20 protein-coding genes and 1 tRNA gene are annotated in these 24875 nt (G+C 49.9%); 17 read left to right on the top strand and 4 right to left on the bottom strand.

Annotated features, from left to right (window positions below):
• Positions 1-14: 14 nt before the first annotated feature.
• Positions 15-2120, top strand: coding sequence for a molybdopterin oxidoreductase family protein (locus ACFQZT_RS08670; protein WP_379298687.1), 2106 nt, complete (start codon positions 15-17; stop codon positions 2118-2120).
• Between the two features lie 621 nt (positions 2121-2741).
• On the opposite strand, the gene ACFQZT_RS08665 is transcribed toward ACFQZT_RS08670, so the two are convergent.
• Entirely contained in the window at positions 2742-7157 is a 4416-nt protein-coding gene (locus ACFQZT_RS08665; RefSeq protein ID WP_379298685.1) for a DEAD/DEAH box helicase, read from the bottom strand.
• Between the two features lie 582 nt (positions 7158-7739).
• Here ACFQZT_RS08665 and ACFQZT_RS08660 point away from each other — a divergent pair.
• Positions 7740-8210, top strand: a complete 471-nt coding sequence (locus ACFQZT_RS08660) for a DUF3231 family protein (protein WP_379298683.1) — start codon at positions 7740-7742, stop codon at positions 8208-8210.
• Positions 8211-8334: 124 nt separating this feature from the next.
• Here ACFQZT_RS08660 and ACFQZT_RS08655 read toward each other — a convergent pair whose 3' ends face one another.
• Positions 8335-8556, bottom strand: coding sequence for a helix-turn-helix domain-containing protein (locus ACFQZT_RS08655; protein WP_028556998.1), 222 nt, complete (start codon positions 8554-8556; stop codon positions 8335-8337).
• Between the two features lie 235 nt (positions 8557-8791).
• Between ACFQZT_RS08655 and ACFQZT_RS08650 the strand changes: the two genes are divergently transcribed.
• The 7 genes from ACFQZT_RS08650 (at position 8792) to ACFQZT_RS08620 (ending at position 15170) form a co-directional block, all read left to right on the top strand.
• Positions 8792-9463 carry a DUF6483 family protein gene (locus ACFQZT_RS08650; protein ID WP_379298681.1) on the top strand — a complete coding sequence of 224 codons (672 nt, stop codon included), beginning with the start codon at positions 8792-8794 and terminating at the stop codon, positions 9461-9463.
• Between the two features lie 64 nt (positions 9464-9527).
• On the top strand, positions 9528-10262 hold the full coding sequence (locus tag ACFQZT_RS08645; protein ID WP_379298868.1) for a class I SAM-dependent methyltransferase: 735 nt from the start codon (positions 9528-9530) through the stop codon (positions 10260-10262).
• A 9-nt stretch (positions 10263-10271) separates the two neighbouring features.
• Positions 10272-11243: an MBL fold metallo-hydrolase gene (locus ACFQZT_RS08640; protein WP_379298679.1), complete on the top strand. Its 972-nt coding sequence runs from the start codon at positions 10272-10274 to the stop codon at positions 11241-11243.
• 46 nt (positions 11244-11289) lie between these two features.
• Positions 11290-12252, top strand: a complete 963-nt coding sequence (locus ACFQZT_RS08635; RefSeq protein ID WP_379298677.1) for a phosphatidylglycerophosphatase A family protein — start codon at positions 11290-11292, stop codon at positions 12250-12252.
• A 292-nt stretch (positions 12253-12544) separates the two neighbouring features.
• Positions 12545-13585: a GerMN domain-containing protein gene (locus ACFQZT_RS08630; protein WP_379298675.1), complete on the top strand. Its 1041-nt coding sequence runs from the start codon at positions 12545-12547 to the stop codon at positions 13583-13585.
• 192 nt (positions 13586-13777) lie between these two features.
• A complete protein-coding gene (gene rph, locus ACFQZT_RS08625; RefSeq protein ID WP_379298673.1) occupies positions 13778-14536 on the top strand; it encodes a ribonuclease PH in 759 nt (252 codons plus the stop codon).
• Positions 14520-15170, top strand: coding sequence for an XTP/dITP diphosphatase (locus ACFQZT_RS08620; protein ID WP_379298671.1), 651 nt, complete (start codon positions 14520-14522; stop codon positions 15168-15170). The genes rph and ACFQZT_RS08620 overlap by 17 nt, the downstream gene beginning before the upstream one ends.
• A gap of 44 nt (positions 15171-15214) precedes the next feature.
• On the opposite strand, the gene asnB is transcribed toward ACFQZT_RS08620, so the two are convergent.
• Positions 15215-17059: an asparagine synthase (glutamine-hydrolyzing) gene (gene asnB / locus ACFQZT_RS08615; protein ID WP_379298669.1), complete on the bottom strand. Its 1845-nt coding sequence runs from the start codon at positions 17057-17059 to the stop codon at positions 15215-15217.
• A gap of 177 nt (positions 17060-17236) precedes the next feature.
• Here asnB and ACFQZT_RS08610 point away from each other — a divergent pair, with 177 nt between their 5' ends.
• The 3 genes from ACFQZT_RS08610 to ACFQZT_RS08600 all read left to right on the top strand — a co-directional run bounded on the left by ACFQZT_RS08610 (position 17237) and on the right by ACFQZT_RS08600 (position 18538).
• Complete coding sequence (locus tag ACFQZT_RS08610; protein ID WP_379298667.1) at positions 17237-17593, top strand: hypothetical protein; 357 nt, start codon at positions 17237-17239, stop codon at positions 17591-17593.
• Positions 17594-17639: 46 nt separating this feature from the next.
• Entirely contained in the window at positions 17640-17753 is a 114-nt protein-coding gene (locus ACFQZT_RS08605; protein WP_379298665.1) for a DUF4023 family protein, read from the top strand.
• A 443-nt stretch (positions 17754-18196) separates the two neighbouring features.
• Positions 18197-18538, top strand: coding sequence for a hypothetical protein (locus ACFQZT_RS08600; protein ID WP_379298663.1), 342 nt, complete (start codon positions 18197-18199; stop codon positions 18536-18538).
• 366 nt (positions 18539-18904) lie between these two features.
• On the opposite strand, the gene ACFQZT_RS08595 is transcribed toward ACFQZT_RS08600, so the two are convergent.
• A tRNA-Arg gene (locus ACFQZT_RS08595) sits at positions 18905-18978 on the bottom strand.
• A gap of 155 nt (positions 18979-19133) precedes the next feature.
• Between ACFQZT_RS08595 and ACFQZT_RS08590 the strand changes: the two genes are divergently transcribed.
• The 5 genes from ACFQZT_RS08590 (at position 19134) to ispG (ending at position 24809) form a co-directional block, all read left to right on the top strand.
• A complete protein-coding gene (locus tag ACFQZT_RS08590; protein ID WP_379298661.1) occupies positions 19134-20051 on the top strand; it encodes a hypothetical protein in 918 nt (305 codons plus the stop codon).
• 146 nt (positions 20052-20197) lie between these two features.
• Entirely contained in the window at positions 20198-21499 is a 1302-nt protein-coding gene (gene tig / locus ACFQZT_RS08585; RefSeq protein WP_379298659.1) for a trigger factor, read from the top strand.
• A 243-nt stretch (positions 21500-21742) separates the two neighbouring features.
• Positions 21743-22333 (top strand): ATP-dependent Clp endopeptidase proteolytic subunit ClpP, encoded by a 591-nt coding sequence (gene clpP / locus ACFQZT_RS08580; RefSeq protein ID WP_379298657.1) that lies wholly within the window; start codon positions 21743-21745, stop codon positions 22331-22333.
• 12 nt (positions 22334-22345) lie between these two features.
• The gene (gene clpX, locus ACFQZT_RS08575) at positions 22346-23614 is read left to right on the top strand and encodes an ATP-dependent protease ATP-binding subunit ClpX (RefSeq protein WP_379298655.1); all 1269 of its coding nucleotides are present in this window, start codon (positions 22346-22348) and stop codon (positions 23612-23614) included.
• Positions 23615-23711: 97 nt separating this feature from the next.
• Positions 23712-24809 (top strand): flavodoxin-dependent (E)-4-hydroxy-3-methylbut-2-enyl-diphosphate synthase, encoded by a 1098-nt coding sequence (gene ispG / locus ACFQZT_RS08570; protein WP_379298653.1) that lies wholly within the window; start codon positions 23712-23714, stop codon positions 24807-24809.
• The last annotated feature ends 66 nt before the right edge of the window (positions 24810-24875 follow it).

Raw genomic sequence — 24875 nt, 5'->3', positions numbered from 1 at the left:
GGGGGAGAGGTGCGATGAAAGCACTACTTACGACAGTGCCTATGGAGCAGACCTCGTCCCACTGCTGCTTTTGCAGCATGCAGTGCGGGCTTTCGCTCATCCCGAGCGATAAAAGCCCTGGTCTCACCATCAAGCCGAGTCCGGATTTTCCGGTAGCTACAGGCCGGCTTTGCCAAAAGGGCTTGAATGCGATGGATCACGTTATTCATCCGGAACGGATTACGGAGCCGTTGCATAGAACATTTGGGGAGACTCGGAGTTGGCATGAAGTTACATGGACGTTCGCGTATAAAGATATTGCGGATCGAATCAAAAGGCTGCAAGCGAAGTACGGCAACGATGCTGTAGGTGTTTACGGCGGCGGGTCGCTTACTAATGAAGTTTGCTATCTGCTTGGAAAATTTACCCGCGTGGCGCTCCGCTCCAAATATATCGACTACAACGGGCGCTACTGTATGTCATCGGCTGCAGCGGCAAGCAATCAGGCGTTCGGTCTGGACCGCGGGATGACAATGCCATTATCCGAAATTCCACATGCCAAATACATTATTTTGGCTGGTACGAACATTGCGGAATGCCAGCCGACCATGATGCCTTATTTGCTAGATGCCAAGAAAAACGGGGCAGTCATCGTCACAATCGATCCGCGCAACACAATGACTTCGAAGGTCGCCGACATCCATGTCCGTCTTCAGCCGGGTTTTGATTCCGTTTTTATTAACGGACTGCTGCATGTCATGATTGAAGAAAAGCTGGTTGCGGATTCCTTTATTCAGGGGCGGACGATAGGCTTCGATCAACTGAAGGAAGCGGTTCGACCTTTCACCCCGGCAAGAGTAGAAGAGCTTACAGGCGTTCTTGAGGGAGTTATTCGCACGATTGCACGCGGTTTTGCCAAAGCAGAGACCGGGATTGTCCTCACGGCGCGTGGGTTGGAGCAGCAGGTGAACGGTGTCGAGAACACCTTGAACTATATTAATTTGACGCTCCTCACCGGCAAAATAGGGCGAAAAGGCTGCGGCTACGGAGCCGTTACGGGGCAGGCGAACGGTCAGGGCGGGCGCGAACATGGACAAAAGGCCGATCAACTGCCCGGCTATCGGCTGATCGAAGATCCGGCTGCGCGTGAGCATGTAGCCAAGGTGTGGGGCATCGCCCCCGAAGAGCTGCCGGGTAAAGGCGTATCCGCGTACGAGCTGCTGCAAAAGGTGGATGAAGGGGAAATAAAAGCTCTCATCGTACTTGGTTCGAATCCGCTCGTTTCCAGCCCGAACAGCCAAATGGTGGAGCGGGCGCTCAAGAAGCTGGAGCTGCTTGTCGTCGTCGATATGTTCGAGACGGAAACGGCGCAATATGCGCACTATTTGCTTCCGGGTTCGTCTTTTTTGGAAGCCGAAGGGACGATGACCAACCTGGAGGGCAGGGTGTTCCATCGGGGCAAAGTGTTGGAGCTTCCCGGCAATGCCAAGCTGGACTACCAAATCATCTGCGAGCTGGCGGATGCGCTGGGACGCGGTGCCTATTTTCAATATGCGGGTATTGAAGATGTGTTTAAGGAGCTGGCGCTGGCATCTGCGGGCGGCAAAGCGGACTATAGCGGCATAACGTACGAAAGGCTCAAAGCTGAAAAGGGCGTCTTCTGGCCTTGCCCCACGACTGAGCATCCGGGAACACCGCAATTATTTAAAGAATCTTTTTATCATGCCGACGGCAAAGCAAGACTATTTGGCATCAAGCCCAAAATGCCTGCGGAACCGATCGATACCGATTATCCTTATGTGCTTACGACAGGCAGGCTCTCCAATCATTACTTGAGCGGGGCGCAGACGCGCCGAACCGAAGGCTTGAACAAAAAAGCACCCGTTCCTGTAGCAGAAATACATCCGTGGCTGGCCGGCCGAATCGGTCTTGGCATCGGTCAGCAAATCCGGATAACGAGCAGGCGCGGTTCCCTGGTCTTCCAAGTAAAAGTGACCGAAGGGATTCAACCCAGAACGGTGTTCGTTCCTTTCCACTGGGGAGAAGAGCTGTCGATCAACAAGCTGACCAACGATGCGCTGGATCCGACGAGCCGGATGCCGGAGTTTAAAATTTGTGCGGTAAAAGTGGAACGGGTTTAGGCATGACAAATGGGGGGACAAAAAGGAGGGCGGCGCATAGCCGCTCTTCTTTCTGTATCCCTTTGGTTGCTTGCTCACTACCCCTTTGCTCACTCTCCGTTGCTCACTCTCCGTTGCTCACTCTCCGTTGCCCACTCCCCGTTGCCCACTCCCCGTTGCCCACTCCCCCTCCCCATTGCACTTAACACGGAAAAACCGCGTTAAAGTCAGGCACGCCCGCACGATGGTCACTTTAGCACGGAAAAACATGCTTAACTCGGTAGAAAAGGAAGCTAGGCAACTGATCCCCGACTATAACACGGAAAAACCGCGTTAAAGTCATGCACGCCCGCACGATGGTCACTTTAACGCGGAAAAACGTGCTTAACTCGGTAGAAAAGGCATCCAGGCGGCCGATCCCCGACTATAACACGGAAAAACCGCGTTAAAGTCATGCACGCCCGCACGATGGTCACTTTAGCACGGAAAAACGTGCTAAAGTCGGTAGAAAAGGCATCCAGGCGGCCGATCCCTGACTATAACACGGAAAAACCGCGTTAAAGTCATGCACGCCCGCACGATGGTCACTTTAGCACGGAAAAACATGCTTAACTGCTCGCAGGATGCTCCAAAATCTAACCTTCAGTTCAACTGGCTCGGCCAAAGCACAAAGCTGGCCCGGTCTTTTTCAGCGCCGAGCAGCTTTAAGTACTCCTGTTCAGGAGCATCAGAGATGCGTACGCCGTTCCAAGTATCGATGACGATTTTGCGAAGCTGATTTTGCTTCAAAAACATGCGGAACATGCTTTTCAGGTCATGAATGATCCGTTCCTTATCAACAGATTCCACAGGTGCTTCTTGATGGATCTGATAGATACGTTTGCCGTTATTTTCAATCCAGTAGTGCCACTGCGTTCCTTTAAAGGCGAGGTAATTACTGCTCTTGCGGGAAAAAGATACCCCCGCGAACTCCGGCCAAGGAACGATTAGACCATAGGGATTGGCTGGATCGATGGCGCTAATGATGTTGACCTTTTGCTCATAAGCTTCTGAGTTCCTCGAAAGTCCCCCACGGGTCGACGGTTGCTGCAGCAAGCCGATGAACTCCTTCGTCGCAAATTGCAGAGCGGGCAAATCCGCAATGAATAGACCGCGTACGACTAGTCCCCACGTCTCCAGCTGTTTAAGGATAGCCAAAATGGATTCCCACGGAAAAGGACACATAGCAGCGACAACGTCTTTGGTTATAAGGCCAAAACGCCCCAAAAGATGGTGCGTCCATTCCACTGCCGCTGCTTCCTTATCGAAGGCAGGACTTACTAACGAGTCTAGCGAATACCAACGCCCGAGCCCGGATTGAAACTTATCGGTTTTCTTTGGAGCACCTTGGGCATGCAGCCGCAATGGGGCGAATTGGTCGTTCGCCGCACGTCCGTCCCATACCAATTGCAGCAGCTCTTCCAAAAGCGCCGAAGGAGCTCGTCCGGTTTCGATACCTAGCTTACTTAAGAAGCTTGCGCCTTTACTTTGAAGAAGTGTAAGCAATTCCGGCTGAGAAACGGGCTTGCCTTGAACCGCCGCAAGACAAGGTTCGAAGAGGAGATGGCTTTCTGCCAAGAAAAAAGCAATTTTGCCTTCCTTCTCTTCCGGCTCTTTACGCCCCATCCAAATGACTTCGCCGGACGAGCAAAGCAAATCCAGATCTTGCTTGCGATAAGCGGGCTGCCGGGTCGGAAAAAGCACCGATTCCCACAGGGAAACGGGCAGGAAAAAGCCCTGCAATTCTCTAATGATATCGCGAAGTCCCTCCATACCAGCCGCTTCCGTACGATCCGCAAGCTTGCGTAAAAGCGGCATATGCCGCAGATAGGTTAGTGGCAGAACGCCTTGCCCATTGCGGCGATACGACTGCAGGGAAAGACGAATGAGGCGGGACGCCACCTTGCTGCTGGTCCAAAGCTCCTCAACAGCGGGATCGGCGAATGGGGCGACGGTGATCATATCTGCTTGACTGGCTTCCTGCAGCCAGGAAGCCGTGATTTGGCTCGAAACGGCATAACGCATCGCAAGTTCTTCCGTTGTGAAAGAAAGTTTGCTTTCTGCAAATCTTTGAAAAACGAACGATCTCGCTACGGATGAAACGGCTAGAGATGAATAGAACTCGTTTTCATCGCTGCTAATATAGAGCGTTTGGCCATTTGTAGCAAAGGCCGTGACCGTGCCTTTTTCCAAAAGTTCTTCTAACCAAATATCGATATCATCCCCAGCGAGCTCGCTTACTTTTCGCAGTTCATCCCTGGTAGCATCGCCGTTTTCTTTTAAATAACGAAGCACATGTTGAACACTTTTCAGTGGATCATTTGTCCTAGCAAGCTTATCTTCTTCGTCCGCGATGACTTGAGGGTTAACGGCATTGCGAATGGCCTCTGTACCGAAGATGTCGGCAGCCATCTGGCGGCTAAAGCCGAGCAGCTCCACCTGTAAGTCCTGAGTAAGCGCATCGGACTCGTAAATTCTCTGATTCACATAGTCAGACTGGAATTGAGCGGCCAATGGGGACGGAAAGTGATTGCGATGTACCGCGAACCGAATGTCCTCTGCCTGGATAGCTTTCAGGATATCCGCGAGATGCCGAATATCCACCTGCTCCTCCAGACATTCCCGCATAGCTTCTTGAAAAAGCGGGAAGCGCTCTTTGAAAGGAAGAGCTTCCTTCAACAGTTCTTGCCCTCGCAATCTTTTCTTCCAAGCCGGCATTCTGGTGAAGCTTCGGGATAAAAGCAGTGATGTTTCCGCCAAGCGCTGGAAAGCTGCGGCGAACATACCGGACTCAGCTACGCTTTCGATAACGCTTGCCTCCGCCTGCTCGGGTGAAAGGGTCATGATGCATGGCAAGATCGCTTCATTATAGGTTGGGAATATTAGCTCAATCCCGTTATCTTTGGCATTGGTGTAGATCGTGGAAAAACCGTTCTGTTTCAAGCTTCGGTCGATGGCCATCAACCAGGTTCGGTTGACTTTCCGCCCGAAGAGACTGTGCAGCACATAATGGGTCTGATTGTTTTCGTCCGCGAACGACTCGATGACGACCGTTCGGTCCGTAGGAACCGTATTGACCGCGATTTGATTGCGGATCAGTCCGATCAGACTGCTGCTCGCTTCCGTGTCCAAATGGTACGTCTCCATTAACCAATTTTGGACACGCAAATCGACCACGGATCGTTCTCCGACGGAGGAAGAATTTGGAACCTTTCGATCAGGTTCCGACGATTCAATCTGCAGCCGGTCTCGAAGCTCCCGCCATAACGCTCCGGTCTGGACGCCAAGCTCAAACGTTTTTCCGCCGCTTTCCCCGCGCCAGAAGGGGATTTCGCTGAAGCGATTATCGGCTTCGCGAACATAGATCCGCTCCGGCCGGATACGGACGATGCGCCAAGAAGCCGTGCCCAGCTGGAAGACGTCGCCGACCGACGACTCGTGAATGTACTCCTCATCGAGTTCACCGAGATGAAGGCCGGTCTCACTGTGGTGCACGGGGTACGCCGAGCTTTGCGGGATCGTGCCGGCGCCGACGAGCGCGGCCATCTGCGTAGCCGCCAGAGGGTGCAGGCGGCCGGTGTCCCGATCCCATTCGATGAGCGGGCGCACGAAAGGGTAAAGGCCGGCGAGCACCTCAAGCATCGCGAGCCACTGCTCGCGCGGCACTCCGCGGAAGCTGTCGCTCTGCGACAGCAGGCGCTCCAGGCGCGCTACATCCAGCTCGTCGCCCATGGCTGCCATGGCGACCACCTGCTGCGCCAGCACATCAAGGCTCCCCCGCGGAATGCGGATCGCCTCGATGTCGCGCGCCGCGATGCGCCAGCTGAGCACGGCCAGCTCCGGCAGCAGCGTGCGGCTGCGCGCCAGCATGACGCCGCGGCTGGCGCTGCCGACGGCGTGGCCCGCTCGGCCGATGCGCTGGATGCCGGCGGCGGCCGTGAACGGCGAGTCGATCTGGATGACCAGATCGACATGGCCCACGTCGATGCCGAGCTCCAGCGACGATGTGGCTACCAGGCAGCGAAGCTCGCCCGACTTGAGCATGCGCTCGACCTCGAGCCGCTTCTCGCGGGCGACGCTGCCGTGGTGGCTCCTTGCGATCTCATACCCGACGTGGTCATTGAGACGCAAGGTCAGTCTCTCGCAAAGCCTGCGGCTATTTGCGAACACAAGCGCCGTGCTGCAGCCGTCCATCAGCTGCAGCAGTTTCTCCACAAGGGGCGTCCACAGCGCCTCCTTGTCAGCCCCGGGCTTTGCAGGTTCCGGCATCGTCACCTGCAGCTCGTAGCGTTTGTCGGCTTTGCTCTCGACAATCGCCACCTCACGCGGCTGGTCATTCTCCCAGCCGCCAAGATATCGGGCGACGCGCTCAATCGGTTTCTGCGTCGCCGAGACGCCGATCCGCTGCACGGATCGGCCGCACCACGCCGCCAGCCGTTCCAGCGTGAGCGATAAGTGCATGCCGCGCTTGTCCGCTGCCAAATCGTGGATCTCGTCGACGATCGTCTGCTCCACGCTTTTCAGCATTTCTCTCGCACGCGGCGAGGTGAGAAGCAGATACAGCGACTCCGGCGTAGTCACCAGCACATCCGGCGGCTGCCGCAGCATCGATGCCCGCGTGCTCTGCTTCGTATCGCCGGTACGTACGCCGACCGCAATGCCCGGCCATGCCGCTGTTTCACCGGCAGCAGCGGCAACATCCTCAATCTCTTGCATGAAATGCAGCAGATGATCGTGTATGTCATTATTTAGCGCTTTTAGCGGAGTCACAACCAGCACCCTAACGCCGGGGGCGTAGTCTTCGGACGACTGCTTGCTTTTGGCCACACCGTCCAAACATGGCAGTAAAGCGGCTAATGTTTTACCGGAGCCGGTAGGCGAAGAAATGAGCGTATGGGCGCCGGATGCAATTTGCCTCCAAGCCTGCTTTTGTACATCGGTCGGATCGCCGAATCGCGAAGCAAACCATGCCTTCAGAATCGGATGAAAAGGGTAGGCATCCAGCATGCTTCCTGTCATCTTCATCGCTCCTTTTTTAAACATTTTCTTCCAAGATAGCACAACGCTCATCTTCCCGCCAGCGGCATAAAAAAAGAGTGTCTTTTTAATGTAAGGAAAGGAAACCGATTACCTTGATCCATTTAGCAGAAAATCGCTAAAATCGGCTCACTACCTGCATTTCCTACAGTTAATTACCGCAAGCTAACCGATTTTAACTAAAATCGGCTAATTGACCTGCATGTTTTGCAGGAAGATTGCCTCCTGAGAGCTAGCCAGTCTAATAACATGTACTTTTTTACATTTACTTTCTGGGGCGGACGATTTAATTGCAGTTATTCGAAAAAATAAGAAGCCCTCGAACTCCTCTGAAAGGAATTGCGAAGGCTCACATAGATCCGTGTGCGGACAGAATCAGATTATAGTTACAGTAGAATTTTGCATATTAGGATCACCCGTAAATGAAAATTAGACCTACAACGTTTTAAGGTTGTAAGTCCAATTCTCTATATGTTATTGGGGTTGGTCTATAGAATAACCAATGCAGATTAACCCAGCCTTAAAAATAAATAATAATTGCGTGAAAAAAGCATGTTTGGCTCATTGACAGACGAAGAGCCAGTACCGCCATTGCATGTCGGTGAAGTAATGTCCTTATGGACGTTGCTGACTATTTATGAAGAAGGTCAGATTATCTATAAAATCGCATTAAACACCACATCTGATCCTGAACTCAGACACGCAATCGAGAATGCGGTTAAAGAATCAATGGAAGATGTAGTAATGATCAAGAATTTCTTGATCAAAGAGGGTGTTGCATTACCTCCGGTCTCTGCAGAAAAGCCAGACTCTGATCCGGACAATATTTCTCAAGGAGTCAAATTTACAGATGAAGAGATTGCAAATCTTATTATCGGTAAGATCACAACCTCTATCGCACTATGTGGGCAAGGTGTATCTCAATGTTTAAGAACGGATGTTGGACTAATCATACTTCGTTCCATGAGCCGACTGTTGCAATTTAGTGCTCCATATCGGTCCATGATCCGCCCAGTCAATAGCTACCCCAAATAAAGCAGCATCCGTACTGGTCCGAAATCCAGCGAACGATGCTGTTTTTTATTATCCCACATAAAAAGCCCTCGAACTCCTCAAAGAGGAGTTGCGAAGGCTCACATGGATCCGTGTGCGGACGGAATCAGATCTTTAATTCCCCAAGCTTGATCAGTTCTACAACCGCTTGTGAACGACCCTTTACGTTCAGCTTTTGCATGACATTAGAAATATGATTTCGAACAGTCTTTTCACTAATGAAAAGCTGCTGCGCGATATCTTTCGTCGTTTTGTCCTGCACTAAAAGTTCGAATACTTCGCGTTCGCGGTTCGTAAGTAGAAATTTGTTTTTGTGGTCGCTGCCCATGGATGTGTGTCACCCCTCCTTGCTCGGGTATTGGGAAATACAAGGTTTAGGGATACAGTCAAAGTTAGTTTATGAAGGGCGGTTGTCAATGGTGCGGTATACTGGGAAAAATGGGCGTTCCCCGTTTTTTTGAGTTTAGCCTGAAGCCGTGGTAAGCTGAAATGAGGTATTTCCCACGGTTAGCCTATCTTATGAAGAAAGATTTCTTACGAAAATGCGGGTGGAGGCTGTTCTCATGTTCAAACGCGATTATTTCATGCGCCAGATCGAGCAGTTGACGGTCACGCTGCACCGGATTTTGTTTCATAAAGAACAGATCCCGTTAAGCGAAGCGCAGCCGTTATTAGATGAAGCCAGCCGCCATTTGCTGGGACTGAATTTAAAATCTTTGCAGGCGTTATCCAGCAAGGACATTCTTGAACTGCTGACCTATCAAGGGCATTTGGACACAGCCAAAGCAATGGTGATTAGTGACCTGTTCACCGGACAAGGAGATTTGTTTCGCCAGCACGACGAAGACGATGAAGCTTACCGCTCTTATTTGAAATCATTGGACCTATTATTGCTGCTCGTAGGGAAGCCCATTACGGACGAGCCCGAAGTGACGGAAGAGGCAAAACAGCGAATTCAGCAGTGCCTCGATCGGCTGCTGCCGTGGGTGCTCCCAGCGGATATGAAGATGCGGCTATTTGAATATTACGATATGCAAGGTCAGTTCGCCAAGGCTGAGGATGTGCTCTTTCATTATATGGATGATCATAAGGAGCTTGTGCCGACAGCGGTGGCGCAGGGCGTATTATTTTATGAACGGCTCCTGGGCAAAGATGAGGATTTGCTGCATGCCGGCAATTTCAGCAAGGAAGAGGCACGGGAGGGGCTTCTACTATTGAAAGCGAAACAATCCTGAACCTGCGGACAATGAGGCAAGGACGTACTAGTACTATTTATTTTAAATGCAAAAGGTGTGAACGATTGTGGCTTGGTATCGAGAGAGTTTTGGGAATGATTATTTAATTGTTTATAAGCATAGAGATTTACAAGGCGCTTATCACGAAGTGAAGAAAATGATGGATTGGCTAAATTTGCCGAAAAGCACGGTGGTGCTGGATTTATGCTGCGGGATGGGTCGGCATTCGATGGCACTGTCGGAGTTTGGGTATGATGTGACCGGAGTCGATTTATCGGAGGTGCTGCTGGCGGAAGCGGTCAAGCTGGATACGAAAAGCCAGGTGAAGTGGCTTAAAGGAGATATGCGTGAAGTTCCCCTCGACCGGACTTTCGATGTGGTTGTCAATCTTTTCACCTCATTCGGTTACTTTGACGATGATGCGCAGAACGAACAGGTTATCCACGAAATCCATCGATTGTTAAAAGAAAACGGTAGGTACATCATTGATTTTCTGAACCCCATTTACGTAAAAAAGAATCTCGTTCCGCAATCGGAACGCTCGGAGAATGGCCTGACCATCCGCGAGTCCCGCTGTATTGAAGAGGGCTTTGTTCGGAAAAGAATCGTCATCTCGCAAGAAGGTGTGCCTGACCGCCATTACTTGGAGCAGGTGAAGTTATATGAACGCGTCTCTTTTGAGACAATGCTGCAAAATGCCGGCTTACATATCGATCATGTATACGGAAGTTACGATGGGCACAATTACGATCCGCAGACTTCCAGTCGAATGATTTTTGTTGGACATAAGGAAGGATGACACCGCGAAATGAACAACGTAATTGTACATCATAAAGATATCATTCAGGTTAAAGTCCCGCTACCTTTCCCGCTGCGGTGGGTGAACGCCTACCTCGTGCGCGGCGGCAGCGGCTACACCGTCATCGATCCGGGGCTTCATACCCCGGAGGCGGAGGCGCTCTGGCAGCAGGTGCTGCAGGAGCGCGGAATCGCTTTTGAGCACGTCGAACAGATCGTGCTCACACACCACCATCCCGATCACTACGGGATGGCGGGCTGGTTCCAGGAGCGCACGGGCGCGCCGGTTCTCCTCTCGGAGACCGGCTGGCGGCAGGTGCAGCTCCTGTGGGGCGAGGAGCAGCCGATGTCGGCGCTGCTCCTGACGCTTTTCGCTCGGCATGGCATGCCGGAGGCCGGGCTGGAAGAAATGACGAAGCACATGGCGAGCTTCGTCCCTCTGGTTTCCCCGCAGCCGCAGGTCACGCTGCTGCGGGAAGGACCCGTGCGCCTCGGGGACCGGGTGTACGAAGCGATCGAGACCCCCGGCCATGCCGCGGGTCATCTCATCTTCTACGATGCCGAGGCGGAGACGGTCTTTTGCGGCGACCACGTCCTGCCGCAAATATCGCCGAACGTCAGCTTCCTCCCGCAGGTGGAAGACAATCCGCTCGGCGCGTACTTGAGCAGCCTGCAGGAGATCGGCAGGCTGCCGGTCAAAATGGCTTACCCGGGCCACCGGGAGCCATGGTCCGGCTTTAGCGCACGCGCAGCGGAGCTTGTGCGCCATCACCATGAGCGGCTCGCGCTCATGGAGCAGCATCTCAGCGCGCCGCTCAGCGCTTATGAAGTGTGCCGGTCGACGTTTGGGGACCGGCTCACCATTCATCAGCTGCGATTCGCGCTGTCGGAGACGATCGCGCACCTGGTGCTGCTGGAAGCGGAGGGACGTATCCGGCAGTTGGAGCCGGATGCCGAATTTATTCGCTATATCGCAGTTTAGGGTTTATCAATAGTCATCTGCGCCATATAAACGGAGGGATTCAGTCATGAGAACATTTCTGAAAGAAAAGTCGCTCGTTTTAAACGAAATGAGAGATGAAGTTTTTCATCATTTTCCCCAAGCCGATATTGAAACCGCAATCGCCCGACTCTTGGTCGAAGTGAAGGGGATCAAAAAAATTCCCCATGACCTTATTGCCGAAACGCTACTTGGCGTGCTTAGCAAAACGGAAACTTACAATGTAATGATGACCCTGCTCGAGTTGGATAAAAAGGTGAAGCATGATTCGGAACTGCTCGCCAGCATGAAAGATTCGGCTTACAACCTGCACCGGACGATCGCAATGTCCATCTGCGGGATGTACGGCAGCGGAGCGAGCTCCTTATTCGGATTTGTTGATTGTAAATTCCGTTTCTTTTTTCCAACCAAAAGACCCAAATCGTTCCTTTCCAAAGGCATTTGCGCCCTGGTGGCATCGACAGCCAGCGTAGTGATCTCGGAAAAAGTGAAAGACGACTATACGCAGCGTAACCTGGCTTTGCTCGCTTCGCGCGGTGTGACACTTGACGATATCGTTGATATCGTCGATATGCTGCAGCGGCCTTATAGTCCGGATCTGGATCGTAAGGTATGTGAGCATCATGTGCTCGCCGTACTTCGCAAACAGCAAACGTTTCATGCGGTGCAGCTCGCCATCAAAATTGATGCGGGCGTGGAACATAATGAGTTTAGCAAGCAGTATAATCACATTGTAGGCAGTGATGAAGGATTGTTCGGGGTTGATGAGTCGATCGCGACAGCAATCCCTCTTATGTACGGCACGATCGCATTGACGAATTTCGGCTACTTGGATAAAGCGAAGATCGGCATCATTAAAGAACTGGACAGCGATCACACAGGCGGGAAATGCAACACGTTTGTGGATGACCTGGTTTGCGGGCTCGTCGCCGCCGCCTGCGGAAGATTGGCGCATAACAGTATTTCTACGTATAATAAACCGCAAGATTAGCTTGAAAAAGCATCGCCACCCACAGTCCAAGTTGCGGGTGGCGATGCTTTTTTTCAAATCAATATGTGTAATTCCATGAATAGTTAAACGTGATTCGGAAGCCATTTTATGCGTAAAAAAACGTATGTTCAACTTTCATTAAACTTGGCCCCTTTTTTGGACAAAAACTAGTTATAAATCGGACAAAGCCTCGTATACATAGTAATACGAAAAAGCTTAGTACAGGCTAGACTTAAAGTCCATGCTTACGAAGCCAGTTTTCTATCGAAAACTCTAAGGAGGAAACAAGCATATGAAACAACAACATTGGATTCGTTCAGCCGCTATCGCGGGGGTGATTGCTTTGCTGACTACAGGATGCTCGGTTCTGGGCTCCGGGAAGAAGAGTGACATCGATGCGCCTCCGAAAACAGGGGCGGGAACGGATGCGCAGACCACATCGGCGGCAGTCACGATCGACATGGCTGCAGACAATTCATCGCAAATGACCGTGTATGTGAAAGATGCGAAAGGATTCGTTGCGCCGGTCAGCCTGGGCCTGCCCAAATCTCCATCCGTAGCAAAGACGACGCTGGAATACATGGTCGATGGCGGGCCGGTAGCGAGCCTGCTGCCTGCTGGATTCCAAGCGATACTTCCAAAAGACACCAAGGTGCTCGGCGTCAACGTTACGGCCGATAAGAGGGCTGTCGTAGACTTCTCCAAAGAATTTTTGAACTATGACCAGCAAAATGAACGTAAAATTCTTGAAGCCGTTACTTGGACGCTTACGAGCTTCCCGACGGTTGAGAAAATTCAGCTCCGCGTTGATGGCAAAGATCTGAAGGAAATGCCAAAAGGCAAAACGCCGCTGGATACGCCGCTTGCGCGTACGATGGGCATCAACATCGAAAAAGCGGCAGACGCCGAATTCGGACAATCGACACCGGTGACGCTCTATTTCTTGAACCAAAACGATCAAAATTACAAATATTACGTACCTGTTACCCGCATGGTCAAAAGAACGGATGATGTGGCCAAAGCCGTTGTGGACCAGCTCATTAAGGGACCTGACGCCAAAAAAGGCTTAACCGGCGTGTTGAATGCAACTACGGAAGTGAAAAGCGTCAAACAGGCGGATGGATTAGTCACGGTCGATTTCTCCGGCAAGCTGCCTGGCGCGGATCAAACGGCATCCGGTGATGCGCTGCAGTCGGTGATCCTTTCTTTAACTGAAAATACCGGCATTAAACAAGTACAAATTAAGGTCGACGGAAAGATTACATCAACGGACGATCAAAAATACAACAAGCCGGTCTCCAGGCCGACGCATATCAATCAATTGAAGCTCTAATCGAAAATGATCGAGACCTCTACTTGCAAGTATTGTCTAACCGGACTGCTTGCGGTAGGGGTCATTTTTTGGATGAAGTGGAAATAATAAAATCAATTTTAAGGGGAGTTTGCCTATTTTTTTTACAAAAGTCCCGCACTACATTACAATGGGGACATAGGCAAGACGAGTACAGGAGGAGAACAACAATTTATGAGAATCAATGGAAGAACGAATCAAGAACTGCGACCTATGCAAATAACCCCTCACTATATTAAACACGCTGAAGGCTCGGTGCTTATTGAGGTCGGGGATACGAAGGTTATTTGCACAGCGACCATTGAGGATCGGGTCCCGCCTTTTATGAAGGGTCAAGGAAAAGGTTGGGTGACGGCGGAGTATTCGATGCTGCCGCGTGCGACGCAAGTTAGAAATCAGCGTGAAGCGGCCAAGGGCAAGCTTGGCGGTCGTACAATGGAGATTCAGCGGCTCATCGGGCGTGCACTTCGATCCGTTGTTAATCTCGAGGCGCTGGGCGAGAGATCGATTACGCTGGATTGCGATGTGATTCAAGCGGATGGCGGTACACGAACCACTTCGATTACAGGTGCTTTTGTAGCGATGGCATTTGCCATTAATAAACTGGTAACGGATAAAAATTTAAAGGTATTTCCAATCAATGATTTTCTCGCATCTGTCAGCGTGGGGGTCATCGGTCAAACGCCTCGATTGGATCTCAATTATGAAGAAGATTCCCAGGCAAAAGTCGATATGAACGTGGTCATGACAGGTTCCGGCCAATTCGTCGAGATCCAAGGCACCGGCGAGGATGCACCATTTTCCCGCAAGGAGCTGGATGAATTATTGGCACTGGCTGAAACGGGCATTCAGGCGATGATTGAGGAGCAGCGGAAGGTTCTCGGACCTATTGGCGCACGCATTCGAGGTGTGGAACATGCGACTGCAGAGTAATTTTGTCGTTATAGCCACACGTAATGAAGGAAAAGTCAAGGAGTTTGCAAAGCTTTTTGAACCCAAAGGCTATAAAGTCCGCAGTTTGGCTGATTATTCCGATCTCCCTGAGATCGTAGAGAACGGAGCCACTTTTGCCGAAAATGCGCGCATCAAGGCGCAGGTCATTTCCGCTCATCTGCACGTACCTGTGCTGGCTGATGATTCCGGGCTGTGCGTTACGGCCCTTGGCGGAGCGCCAGGCGTATATTCGGCCCGGTACGCGGGCGAGGAAGCGACAGATGCCGAGAACAATGCGAAGCTGCTGCGAGCGTTAAATGAGCAGATTCCCTCTGATGCTTACCCAGCGAACGCCGAACAGCCGAAGCTCCTGAGTGAAGCCGCATTCGTTTGTGCACTCGCGCTTATCGACCCGGTCGCAAATGAAACGATTGAAGCGGAAGACCGCTGTGAAGGCTATATTATAAGCGAACCCAGAGGTGAGCGCGGGTTCGGCTACGATCCGTTGTTCTATATTCCGGCGTTTGAGAAGACAATGGCGGAATTGACAGTTGAAGAAAAAAATGAAATGAGCCATCGGGCGAAAGCGCTCCGAAAGTTTTTGGACAGGCTGCCGAACGAAGCTGACGAATAAATGCAAAACCTGCTTTCCTCCGAAAAGGGGAAGCAGGTTTTTTTTCATCGAATCGATATTTTGTATGTGCGCAGCCAAGTGTCCACTTGAGCGAGGTAAGCGAATAGCTGCGGTCCCGACATCAACTGACCGAACCATGGTATGTTCACATCGGCTTCTTCCGAGCTGGCGAGTTCGCGAATTTTTTTCACATCGATAAAGGGGAGCAGCGGCGAGCTGGAGTCGTCAAGTATTTCCAGTACCCATTTTCTTACTGCCGTTAAATAATTTGGATTATGCGTTTTCGGATAAGGGCTTTTTTTGCGAGTCAGCACATCGTCAGGGAGTACGCCTTTGAGCGCTTTTCGCAGAATGCCCTTCTCCCTTTCTCCGGATGTTTTAATTTCCCAGGGAATATTCCATACATATTCGACAAGCCGATGATCGCAGAAGGGAACGCGTACTTCCAGACCAACGGCCATACTCATACGGTCTTTACGATCGAGAAGTGTCGGCATGAATCGGGTGATGTTCAGATACGACATTTCGCGCATCCGGTTCTGCTGCTGCGTTTCTCCGGCTAGCCGCGGCACCTCGTCTAATGCCTGTTGATATCGGTTGCTGACGTAATCGAACGGTTTGATCCAATCGATCAGATCAGGAGCCAGAATGTCGACCCGGTTGTTCAGTTTGAGCGACCACGGAAAAGTATCCGCTTCAAGCGCGTCATCACGGTGAAACCACGGATAACCGCCGAAAATTTCATCGGCCGCTTCTCCGGAAATGGCGACGGTCGCTTCTTTTTTAATTTCCCGGCAGAACAAATACAGGGATCCGTCAACATCCGCCATCCCCGGTGTATCGCGGGCAAAAACAGCTGTTTTCAGCGATTCTACGAGCTCGGGGGTGTCAAATTCGATATAATGATGCGCGGTGCCTAAATGCTCGGTCATTCGTTTGATCCACGGTGCATCGGCATTTGGCTGAAAGGCATTCGCTTTAAAGTGCTTGTCATTGTCGACGTAATCGACAGAGAATGTATGAAGCTGGCCCTTGCCGCTTTCCTTGTAATGATTCGCCGCAAGAGTCGTCAGCGCGCTGGAGTCAAGCCCTCCGGACAGCAAAGTGCAGATGGGCACATCGGAGACGAGCTGGCGCTCAGCGGTATCCTGGAGCAGTTCCTGCACGCGCTTTGCGGTTGCGTCTACATCATCCGGATGCGTCTTGCTTTCCAGCTTCCAGTACGTGCGGATGGACAAGCCGTTGCGGTCAAAGACAGCGCATTGCCCGGGCTTAAGCTCCGACATGTTGCGATAAATCCCGTGTCCCGGCGTCCGTGCGGGGCCTACTGCGAATATTTCCGCCAAACCTTCCGCGCCAACCTCGACTTTGAAATCCGGATGGGCAAGAATCGCCTTCGGTTCGGAACCGAATAGAAGCACACCATTCTGATGAGAATAAAAAAGCGGCTTTACGCCGAGCCGATCTCTGACCAAATAGAGGGATTGCTCCTGATCGTTCCACGCCGCAAAAGCGAAAATCCCGTTAAGACGATCCACGCAAGCACGGCCCCATTCGATAAAAGCGACAAGCAGTACCTCCGTATCGCACGTGGTGCGGAAATGGTGCCCGCGTCCTTCGAGTTCTTTTTTCAGCTCCGGGGCGTTGTAAAGTTCACCGTTATATACGATCGTGTACGTATAATCACCTTGTTTCCGGATCATCGGCTGGGCGCCGTTCTCCGGGTCCATCACGCTAAGACGTCGATGGCCAAGCGCACAATGCTGCGATATCCAAGTGCCGGAAGCATCCGGGCCGCGCAGATTTAAGGTTTCCGTCATATTCTCTAGAATGGACGGGTACCCGGTCAAGTCTTTCCGCCAATCTATCCATCCCGTTATTCCGCACATAGACGTTCATCCCTTTCCTTAAGAGAGCATGATGATAAAGGGTATGCGTCCTGAGGGCATAAAATGTCTGTCCCGCTTTGGCGCCCGCGCCCACATTTCAACTCGGCTTTGTGTTTTGCGGACAGGGCTGTTACAATGAATCCAACTCTTACTTATTCTATGACGAAGGTGATGACAATGAAAAAAAAGCACTCCAAAGCACAAATTGATTACCTGGCGGCCAGAGAACATTTTCTGCAAATCAGCAATCAAGCGGATAAACGAATCGAAGCTTTGAAAGAACAAGGCAAGGAAGTCGGACAAGCGGAAATGGAAGAAATCATCGAACGTGTCGGTCTTCATCGTGCCTATAATGAATTGACCCATGCTGAAAACGTACTGATTAACTGGACGCAAACCGCGATTAAGACAGAGCCGGTATTTATGGAGAAACGGGCCGAGTTCGAAGAACTTTACGAGTTGGTCAAAACGAATGCGGAAGCCAGAGGAGCTATTCTTAACTTGGCGATGCGTTTAAATTTAGAGCTAGTGTGACATTCTAAATAGGCAGTGCCATTATTTCTTCAGGAGGCGAATGCTCATGGATAGCCATTTCATCAGCAAGCTGCATGACAAGCAGAGAAAAGCCGAGAAGAATTTGAGGACACAAGGGCATAAACGTCCGGGCGATAAACTGCCCAATCACAAGCACTAATGTCTAATGGCACCGAAGGGCCTGCAAGGAAATTCCTTGCGGGCTTTTATTATGGTTACACAACAATGGTCAGCAAGTGCACATCTGAAAAGATGGTTTTCATCGTTCCAGACCTTTGGGGACATCGCAATCGTGTCTCTAACGATAATTTTGAGGCTGTCGATTTATTGGGGATAGTATTGACGTGAACGGAAACATGCAGAAATTGTATATGATTTTTCGTATTCATTTACAGAATCAGGGCCCAAATCGCGTTTTGTGTATGAAATTTCGAATAGAATCGACTGATTCGATGTGTGCGCCGCTCATTTTGTATGATTTTTCGCATACATTTTGTGGTCTCCCGCAGATTTCCGAAGGTATGAACAGTTAATCGACAGCCTCATTTTCATCTTTAGAGACGAGAAAATCAGTGGCACTGTACGCTGGGTGGAGCTGAAAAGATGTTATTCATCGTTCCAGACCTGTGGGGATATCGCAATCGTGTCGATAACGATGTTTTTCATCTTTACAGACGAGGAAAAAAGCAGCACTGTACGCTGGGTGGAGCTGAAAAGATGTTTTTCATCGTTCCAGACCTTTGGGGATATCGCAATCGTGTCTCTAACGATAATTTTCATCTTTACAGACGAAAAAATCAGCAGCACTGTACTCTGGGTGGAGCTGAAAGATGTTTTTCATCGTTACAGACACGTGGGGATGTCGCAATCGTGTCGATAACGATGTTTTTCATCTTTACAGACGCGAAAGATGGAGGATTGACGTCCCCAAACATACAACCTTAGATAAGAACCTGGCCATCTGCCGGGTTTTCTCATAGGCCAGAGAACCCTCACTTTTCCAGCATACGATAAAGGTCAATAATCCATACTAATTTAGTAACCATTCTACTCTATTAGCAGGAGGGTATGCCCTTTATGAGCAGGAAAAAAGGTAGAAATTTAGATTCAATAACGCAAAGTACAATCGCTCACTCCAAACAATCTTCTCGAATACAGCAAAACCTGGATTCTACTGAGCCTGGTCACCATCCGGCTAACCGTCCTTCCGTTTAACAATCGCTCATCGAACAAATCTAGCAAAAAAAACCGCCCAATATATGGACGGTTTTTTTTTGTAGTACTGACGAACGTCAGTACGTTTATCATTTACGTCCCAGGAGGGATTCGAACCCCCGACCGTACGCTTAGAAGGCGTATGCTCTATCCTGCTGAGCTACTGGGACTTATTGCATTTCGCTTTAGAAACAAGTTCGTTTTTAGCGAAGCAAGAGTTATATTATCACATCGATTTCAGTGAAGTCAACCCCGTTTTTAATTTCTTTTGCAATCGATAGAACAATCGAGTAAACTGTCTCCAGCGAGACGAAGTTTTTTTGAGGTGATCCCCATTACAGAACCATCTGTCAACAATTTGATTCTTTTTCCAAAAACCGAGCAATTTTATGAAGAAGAGCTAACCCGCTTTCTACAACGGGAGCAGTACAGCGACGCCTTGCAACTGCTGACGTTTCTTTTGCAATTTCCGAACGTCGATACAAATAAAACGGACCAATGGGAAGCGCTTTTTAATTGGCTTCAGACCATGCATCCGGAAACGGTATTTCCATCAGCCCCCACAACGTATGAGGAAGTGGAAGAAGAGGAAGTGTTGCTGAGGCAGTATATACAAGAGAAAACGACGGACGATGCAGCCTATGTCGAAAAGCTTCTGGGTATGCTTCGTGAAGGCAGTTTGGAGCAGCAGGTTACAGCGCTCGAACAACTGGCATATGTCGAGCTTCCGGACGCCAGCTTGGCTGTAAAACAATGGGTTTCTGAAAAGGCGCGGCATCCGCATATTCAGTTCAAGGCGCTTCAGACACTTAGGCAGATGGGAGAGCGCGGCATTATAGAAATGCCTAAGAACGGGATTAAAGTCGCGGTTGATATCGAAGAAACGCCGCTTTGCCCGGAAGATTTTCCAGCGCAAATTCGTGATATGATTCGCAGAGTCGGGGAAATTAGTGAAATGGACCAGCCTGATTTTGTCTTTTTCGCCGGGCAATCGTGGCAGGAGTTTCTGGCTTACGCTTACGGCACTTCCGTCTATACCGATCTATTGAAACCGGAGGAAGGGGCTGTCGACATATGGGCTTCAGCCTTGCACGCGGCACTTCAGGAAAGGCTGTTCGGGACGCCCAACCGTGAAGAATTGCTCGAGAATTATGGGATTGTCGATTCGATGAAACTCCAATGGAAACGTGCCCATTTGACGCTGCAAACGTTCATCAATCAATTCAATCCGTATCCTTCTTAATTGAGCGGAAGAGCCTGCCTTGAAATGAAAATGTTATATGTTATAATAGAGTGGTTATAATGGTAGGTAGGGGTATGAGTATTAGCACTCCACTTGCCAGAACGTGAAAATATGTCATGGTACATTTTTGGAGGGGAAGGCATAAAATGAAAGCAAGTTGGGAAAAAATAGAGAAGAACGTTGGCGTTCTTGAAGTGGAAGTTGGCGCGGAGCGCGTCGCAGATGCACTGGATAAAGCATTCAAAAAAGTATCCGCGAAAGTGAACGTTCCGGGTTTCCGTAAAGGTAAAGTGCCTCGTTCGATCTTTGAAGCTAAATTTGGTGTGGAAAGCTTGTATCAAGATGCTTTGGATATCATTTTGCCGGAAGTTTACGTACAAGCAATCGAAGAGGTTAAAATCGAGCCTGTTGATCGCCCTGAAGTAGACGTTGAGCAATTTGGCAAAGGACAAGTTCTGAAGTTCAAAGCGAAAGTAACGGTTAAACCTGAAGTAACGCTCGGCGACTACAAAGGCATCGAAGTTGAAGCGGTAGACGCTAACGTAACGGATGAAGAAGTGAACGAAGAATTGAAGCGTCTGCAACAGCGTCATGCTGAGCTCGTGGTTCTTGAAGAAGGACAAGCGGCTAACGGTGATGTGGTTGTTCTTGATTTCGAAGGTTTCGTAGACGGCGAAGCGTTCCCAGGCGGAAAAGCGGAGAAGTATTCGCTTGAGCTGGGTTCCAACAGCTTCATCCCTGGCTTCGAAGAGCAACTTGTCGGTCTTGCAAAAGGCGAAGAGAAAGATGTTGAAGTGACGTTCCCAGAGAACTATCACTCCGAAGATCTCAAAGGCAAAGCGGCAGTATTCAAAGTGAAAATTCACGACATCAAACGCAAAAACTTGCCTGAGCTTGACGATGAGTTCGCTAAAGACGTAAGCGAGTTCGATACGCTTGAGGAATACAAAGACGACATGAAAAAGCGTCTGCAAGAGCGTAAAGAAAAAGACAGCGAGGCAGCTAAAGAAACGGCTGTTGTCGAAAAAGCTGCAGCAAATGCTGACGTTGAAATCCCGGCTGCTATGGTAGAAGCTGAGCTTGACGTGATGGTGAAAGAATTTGAAAGACGTCTTCGTTCCCAAGGCATGACGCTTGAGATCTACTTCCAATTCTCCGGCCAAAACGAAAGCGTGCTGAAAGACCAAATGAGAGAAGACGCTGAGAAGCGTGTTCGCAACAACCTTGTTCTTGAAGCAATCGCAGCCGCTGAGAGCATCACGGTTTCCGACGAAGAAGTGGATGCAGAGCTTGAGAAATACTCGCAATCTTTCCAAAAATCTGCAGCAGAACTTCGTGAGCTGTTCGCTTCCAACGGCAGCCTTGAAGGTTTGACCAATGATCTGGTTGTAAGAAAAACCGTAGACTTCCTGCTCGAAAATAGCAAGAATGTTTCCGCAGCAGTGTAAATAAGGTTAGTAAAGGCACGTTCGTAACGCTGGCGTGCCTTTCTTTTACCCTATTTTCTCTCCGGACGGCCTCACAAACATAAGAAATAAACGCATACATAGCCTTACTTTGAAAAAATGACTTTGCTGCTCAAACGTGTTAAACTGTAACTTAGATGGTTATGGAGATTCTTGAAATTTCTGTTCCATTATAGATCCCGTATAGGGTGAACATGGCGAATTGCCGTTAAAGGAGTTGGTACAATGAGTCTTATTCCTATGGTTGTTGAACAAGAAGCTCGTGGGGAACGTTCTTACGATATCTACTCACGACTGCTCAAGGACCGCATTATCTTCATCGGGAGCGCAATCGATGACGATGTGGCTAATTTGGTCATTGCCCAGCTGCTCTTTTTATCCGCTCAGGATCCTGAGAAGGATATCAGCTTATATATCAATTCTCCAGGGGGATCCGTTACGGCGGGGATGGGGATTTTTGATACGATGCAATTCATTAAACCCGATGTATCTACGATTTGCGTAGGTATGGCTGCAAGTATGGGTTCTTTGCTTTTAACAGCCGGAGCCAAAGGCAAGCGTTTTGCGCTTCCTAACGCAGAAGTTATGATTCATCAACCACTCGGTGGTGTTAGAGGTCAAGCGACCGATATTAAAATCCATGCAGATTGGATTATTAAGACGAAGCAAAAGCTCAACGAGATTTATGTGGAGCGTACGGGACAGCCGCTTGAAAAGATCGAAAGAGACACCGATCGCGATAACTTTATGAGCGCTGAAGAAGCGAAGGCATACGGTTTAATCGACGAGGTTATCACTCGAAACGACTTGAAATAAAGGAGTGATCCCATGTTTAAATTTAACGATGAAAAAGGCCAACTCAAATGTTCCTTTTGCGGAAAATCCCAAGACCAAGTGCGCAAGCTTGTTGCCGGTCCGGGAGTTTACATTTGTGATGAATGTATAGAGCTTTGCACGGAGATTGTGGAAGAAGAATTAGGCCACGAGGAAGAATTGGACCTCAAGGATGTTCCGAAACCACAAGAAATTCGCAACATTTTGGACCAGTACGTTATTGGACAGGACCAAGCTAAAAAATCGCTTGCAGTAGCGGTATATAACCATTACAAGCGCATTAACTCGCAGAACAAGCTTGAAGATGTCGAGCTTCAAAAAAGTAATATCGTTCTTCTTGGGCCAACTGGCAGCGGTAAAACGTTACTTGCGCAGACGCTGGCCAAAATTCTTAACGTTCCATTCGCCATCGCGGATGCGACTTCTTTGACGGAAGCTGGTTATGTAGGTGAAGACGTAGAGAACATTTTGCTCAAGTTGATTCAAGCCGCTGATTACGATGTGGAAAAAGCCGAGCGCGGTATCATCTACATTGACGAAATCGATAAAGTGGCCCGCAAATCCGAGAATCCATCGATTACAAGAGATGTTTCCGGCGAGGGTGTTCAACAAGCATTGCTGAAAATTCTCGAAGGCACGGTTGCCTCGGTTCCACCGCAAGGCGGACGCAAGCACCCGCATCAAGAATTTATTCAAATCGATACCACCAACATTCTGTTTATTTGCGGCGGCGCCTTCGATGGGCTGGAGCAAATCATCAAACGCAGAATCGGTAAAAAAGTCATCGGTTTCAGCACCGATGGCAGCAAAGTGGATCTGAAACCAGGCGAGTACCTATCCATGGTGCTTCCGGAAGATCTGTTGAAATTCGGATTAATTCCGGAATTCGTGGGTCGTCTTCCAGTTATTTCCACATTAGAGCCGCTGGATGAAGCAGCCCTTGTTCGTATTCTATCCGAGCCGAAGAACGCTCTGGTGAAACAGTACCAGAAGCTTCTTGATATGGATAACGTGTCGCTTGAATTCGACGCGGAGGCGCTCGACGCCATTGCGAAGGAAGCGATCAAACGGAATACAGGCGCGCGCGGTCTTCGGGCCATTATCGAAAGCATCATGCTGGACGTAATGTTCGAGGTTCCTTCTAGAACGGACGTCACCACTTGCAAAGTGACCAAAGAAACAGTGCAAAACAAGCTTCTGCCTGTTTTGACAACGAAAGACGGCGGTCAGGTGGCGGGCAAGAAGAAGGAAGAAAGCGCGTAACCCATAATTTCATAATTCCACACACAGCCTCCAATCCGGTTTCCGTTCAAGGAAATTGGAGCGGAGGATGTTTGGTGTCATGGGGAGAGAAACCATAATGTTCCATAGAAAAGATACGCGGCCTGTCCGCGTTGGGGATTTAACGATTGGCGGCAGCAATGAAGTCATTATGCAAAGTATGTGCACGACGAAAACTGCCGACGTCAAAGCGACTGTTGCCGAAATCCTCCGCTTGGAAGAAGCCGGTTGCCAGATCGTCCGTGTGACGGTGAATAATAAAGAAGCCGCGGAAGCGATCAAAGAGATTAAGAAGCAGATTCATATCCCGCTCGTTGCAGATATCCATTTCGATCATCGGCTGGCACTTGCGGCCATCGAGAACGGAATCGACAAGGTTCGTATCAACCCGGGAAATATCGGTCGGCGTGAGAAAGTGGAAGCAGTCGTCAAAGCATGTAAAGAACGCGGCATTCCGATTCGGATCGGTGTTAATGCAGGCTCGCTGGAAAACCATTTGCTGGAGAAGTATGGATTTCCGACTCCTGAAGCGATGGTAGAAAGCGCGCTTTTCCACATCAACATTTTGGAAGAGCTTGATTTTCATGATATCATCGTCTCCCTTAAGGCATCGGACGTGCCCATGGCCATAGCTGCTTATTCCAAAGCGGCCCAAGCCTTTAACTATCCGCTGCATCTTGGTATTACAGAAGCCGGAACCCTGTTTACAGGTTCTGTGAAAAGTGCAGCCGGTATCGGTGCCCTGCTCAATATGGGCATTGGTAATACGCTGCGAATTTCGCTAAGCGCTGATCCGGTGGAAGAGATTAAGGTCGCTCGTGAATTGCTCAAGACATTTGGGCTTATCACGAATGCTGCAACTCTCGTATCTTGTCCGACCTGCGGCCGATTGGACATCGATCTGTTCTCCATTGCCAACGAGGTGGAAGCGTATATTGCCAAGATCAAAGTGCCGATTAAGGTATCCGTACTTGGCTGTGCGGTAAATGGTCCTGGTGAAGCGCGTGAAGCCGACATCGGGATCGCAGGAGCTCGTGGCGAAGGTATGTTGTTCCGCTATGGAGAAATGATTCGAAAGGTTCCGGAAGCCGATTTGCTGAACGAACTGAAAAAAGAAATTGACGTGATTGTAGATTCGTATGAAAAAACGGGAGTTATCCCGGGACGTAAGCATTAAGAAAAGAAGCCTTTAAGGATGAATCGTCATCCTTAGAGGCTTCTTTTGTTTGCACGCATATTCTTT

The sequence above is a fragment of the Paenibacillus sp. GCM10027628 genome (assembly GCF_042676385.1).
Taxonomy (GTDB): Bacteria; Bacillota; Bacilli; order Paenibacillales; family NBRC-103111; genus Paenibacillus_E.
This window is presented reverse-complemented; position numbering and strand designations above follow the sequence as displayed.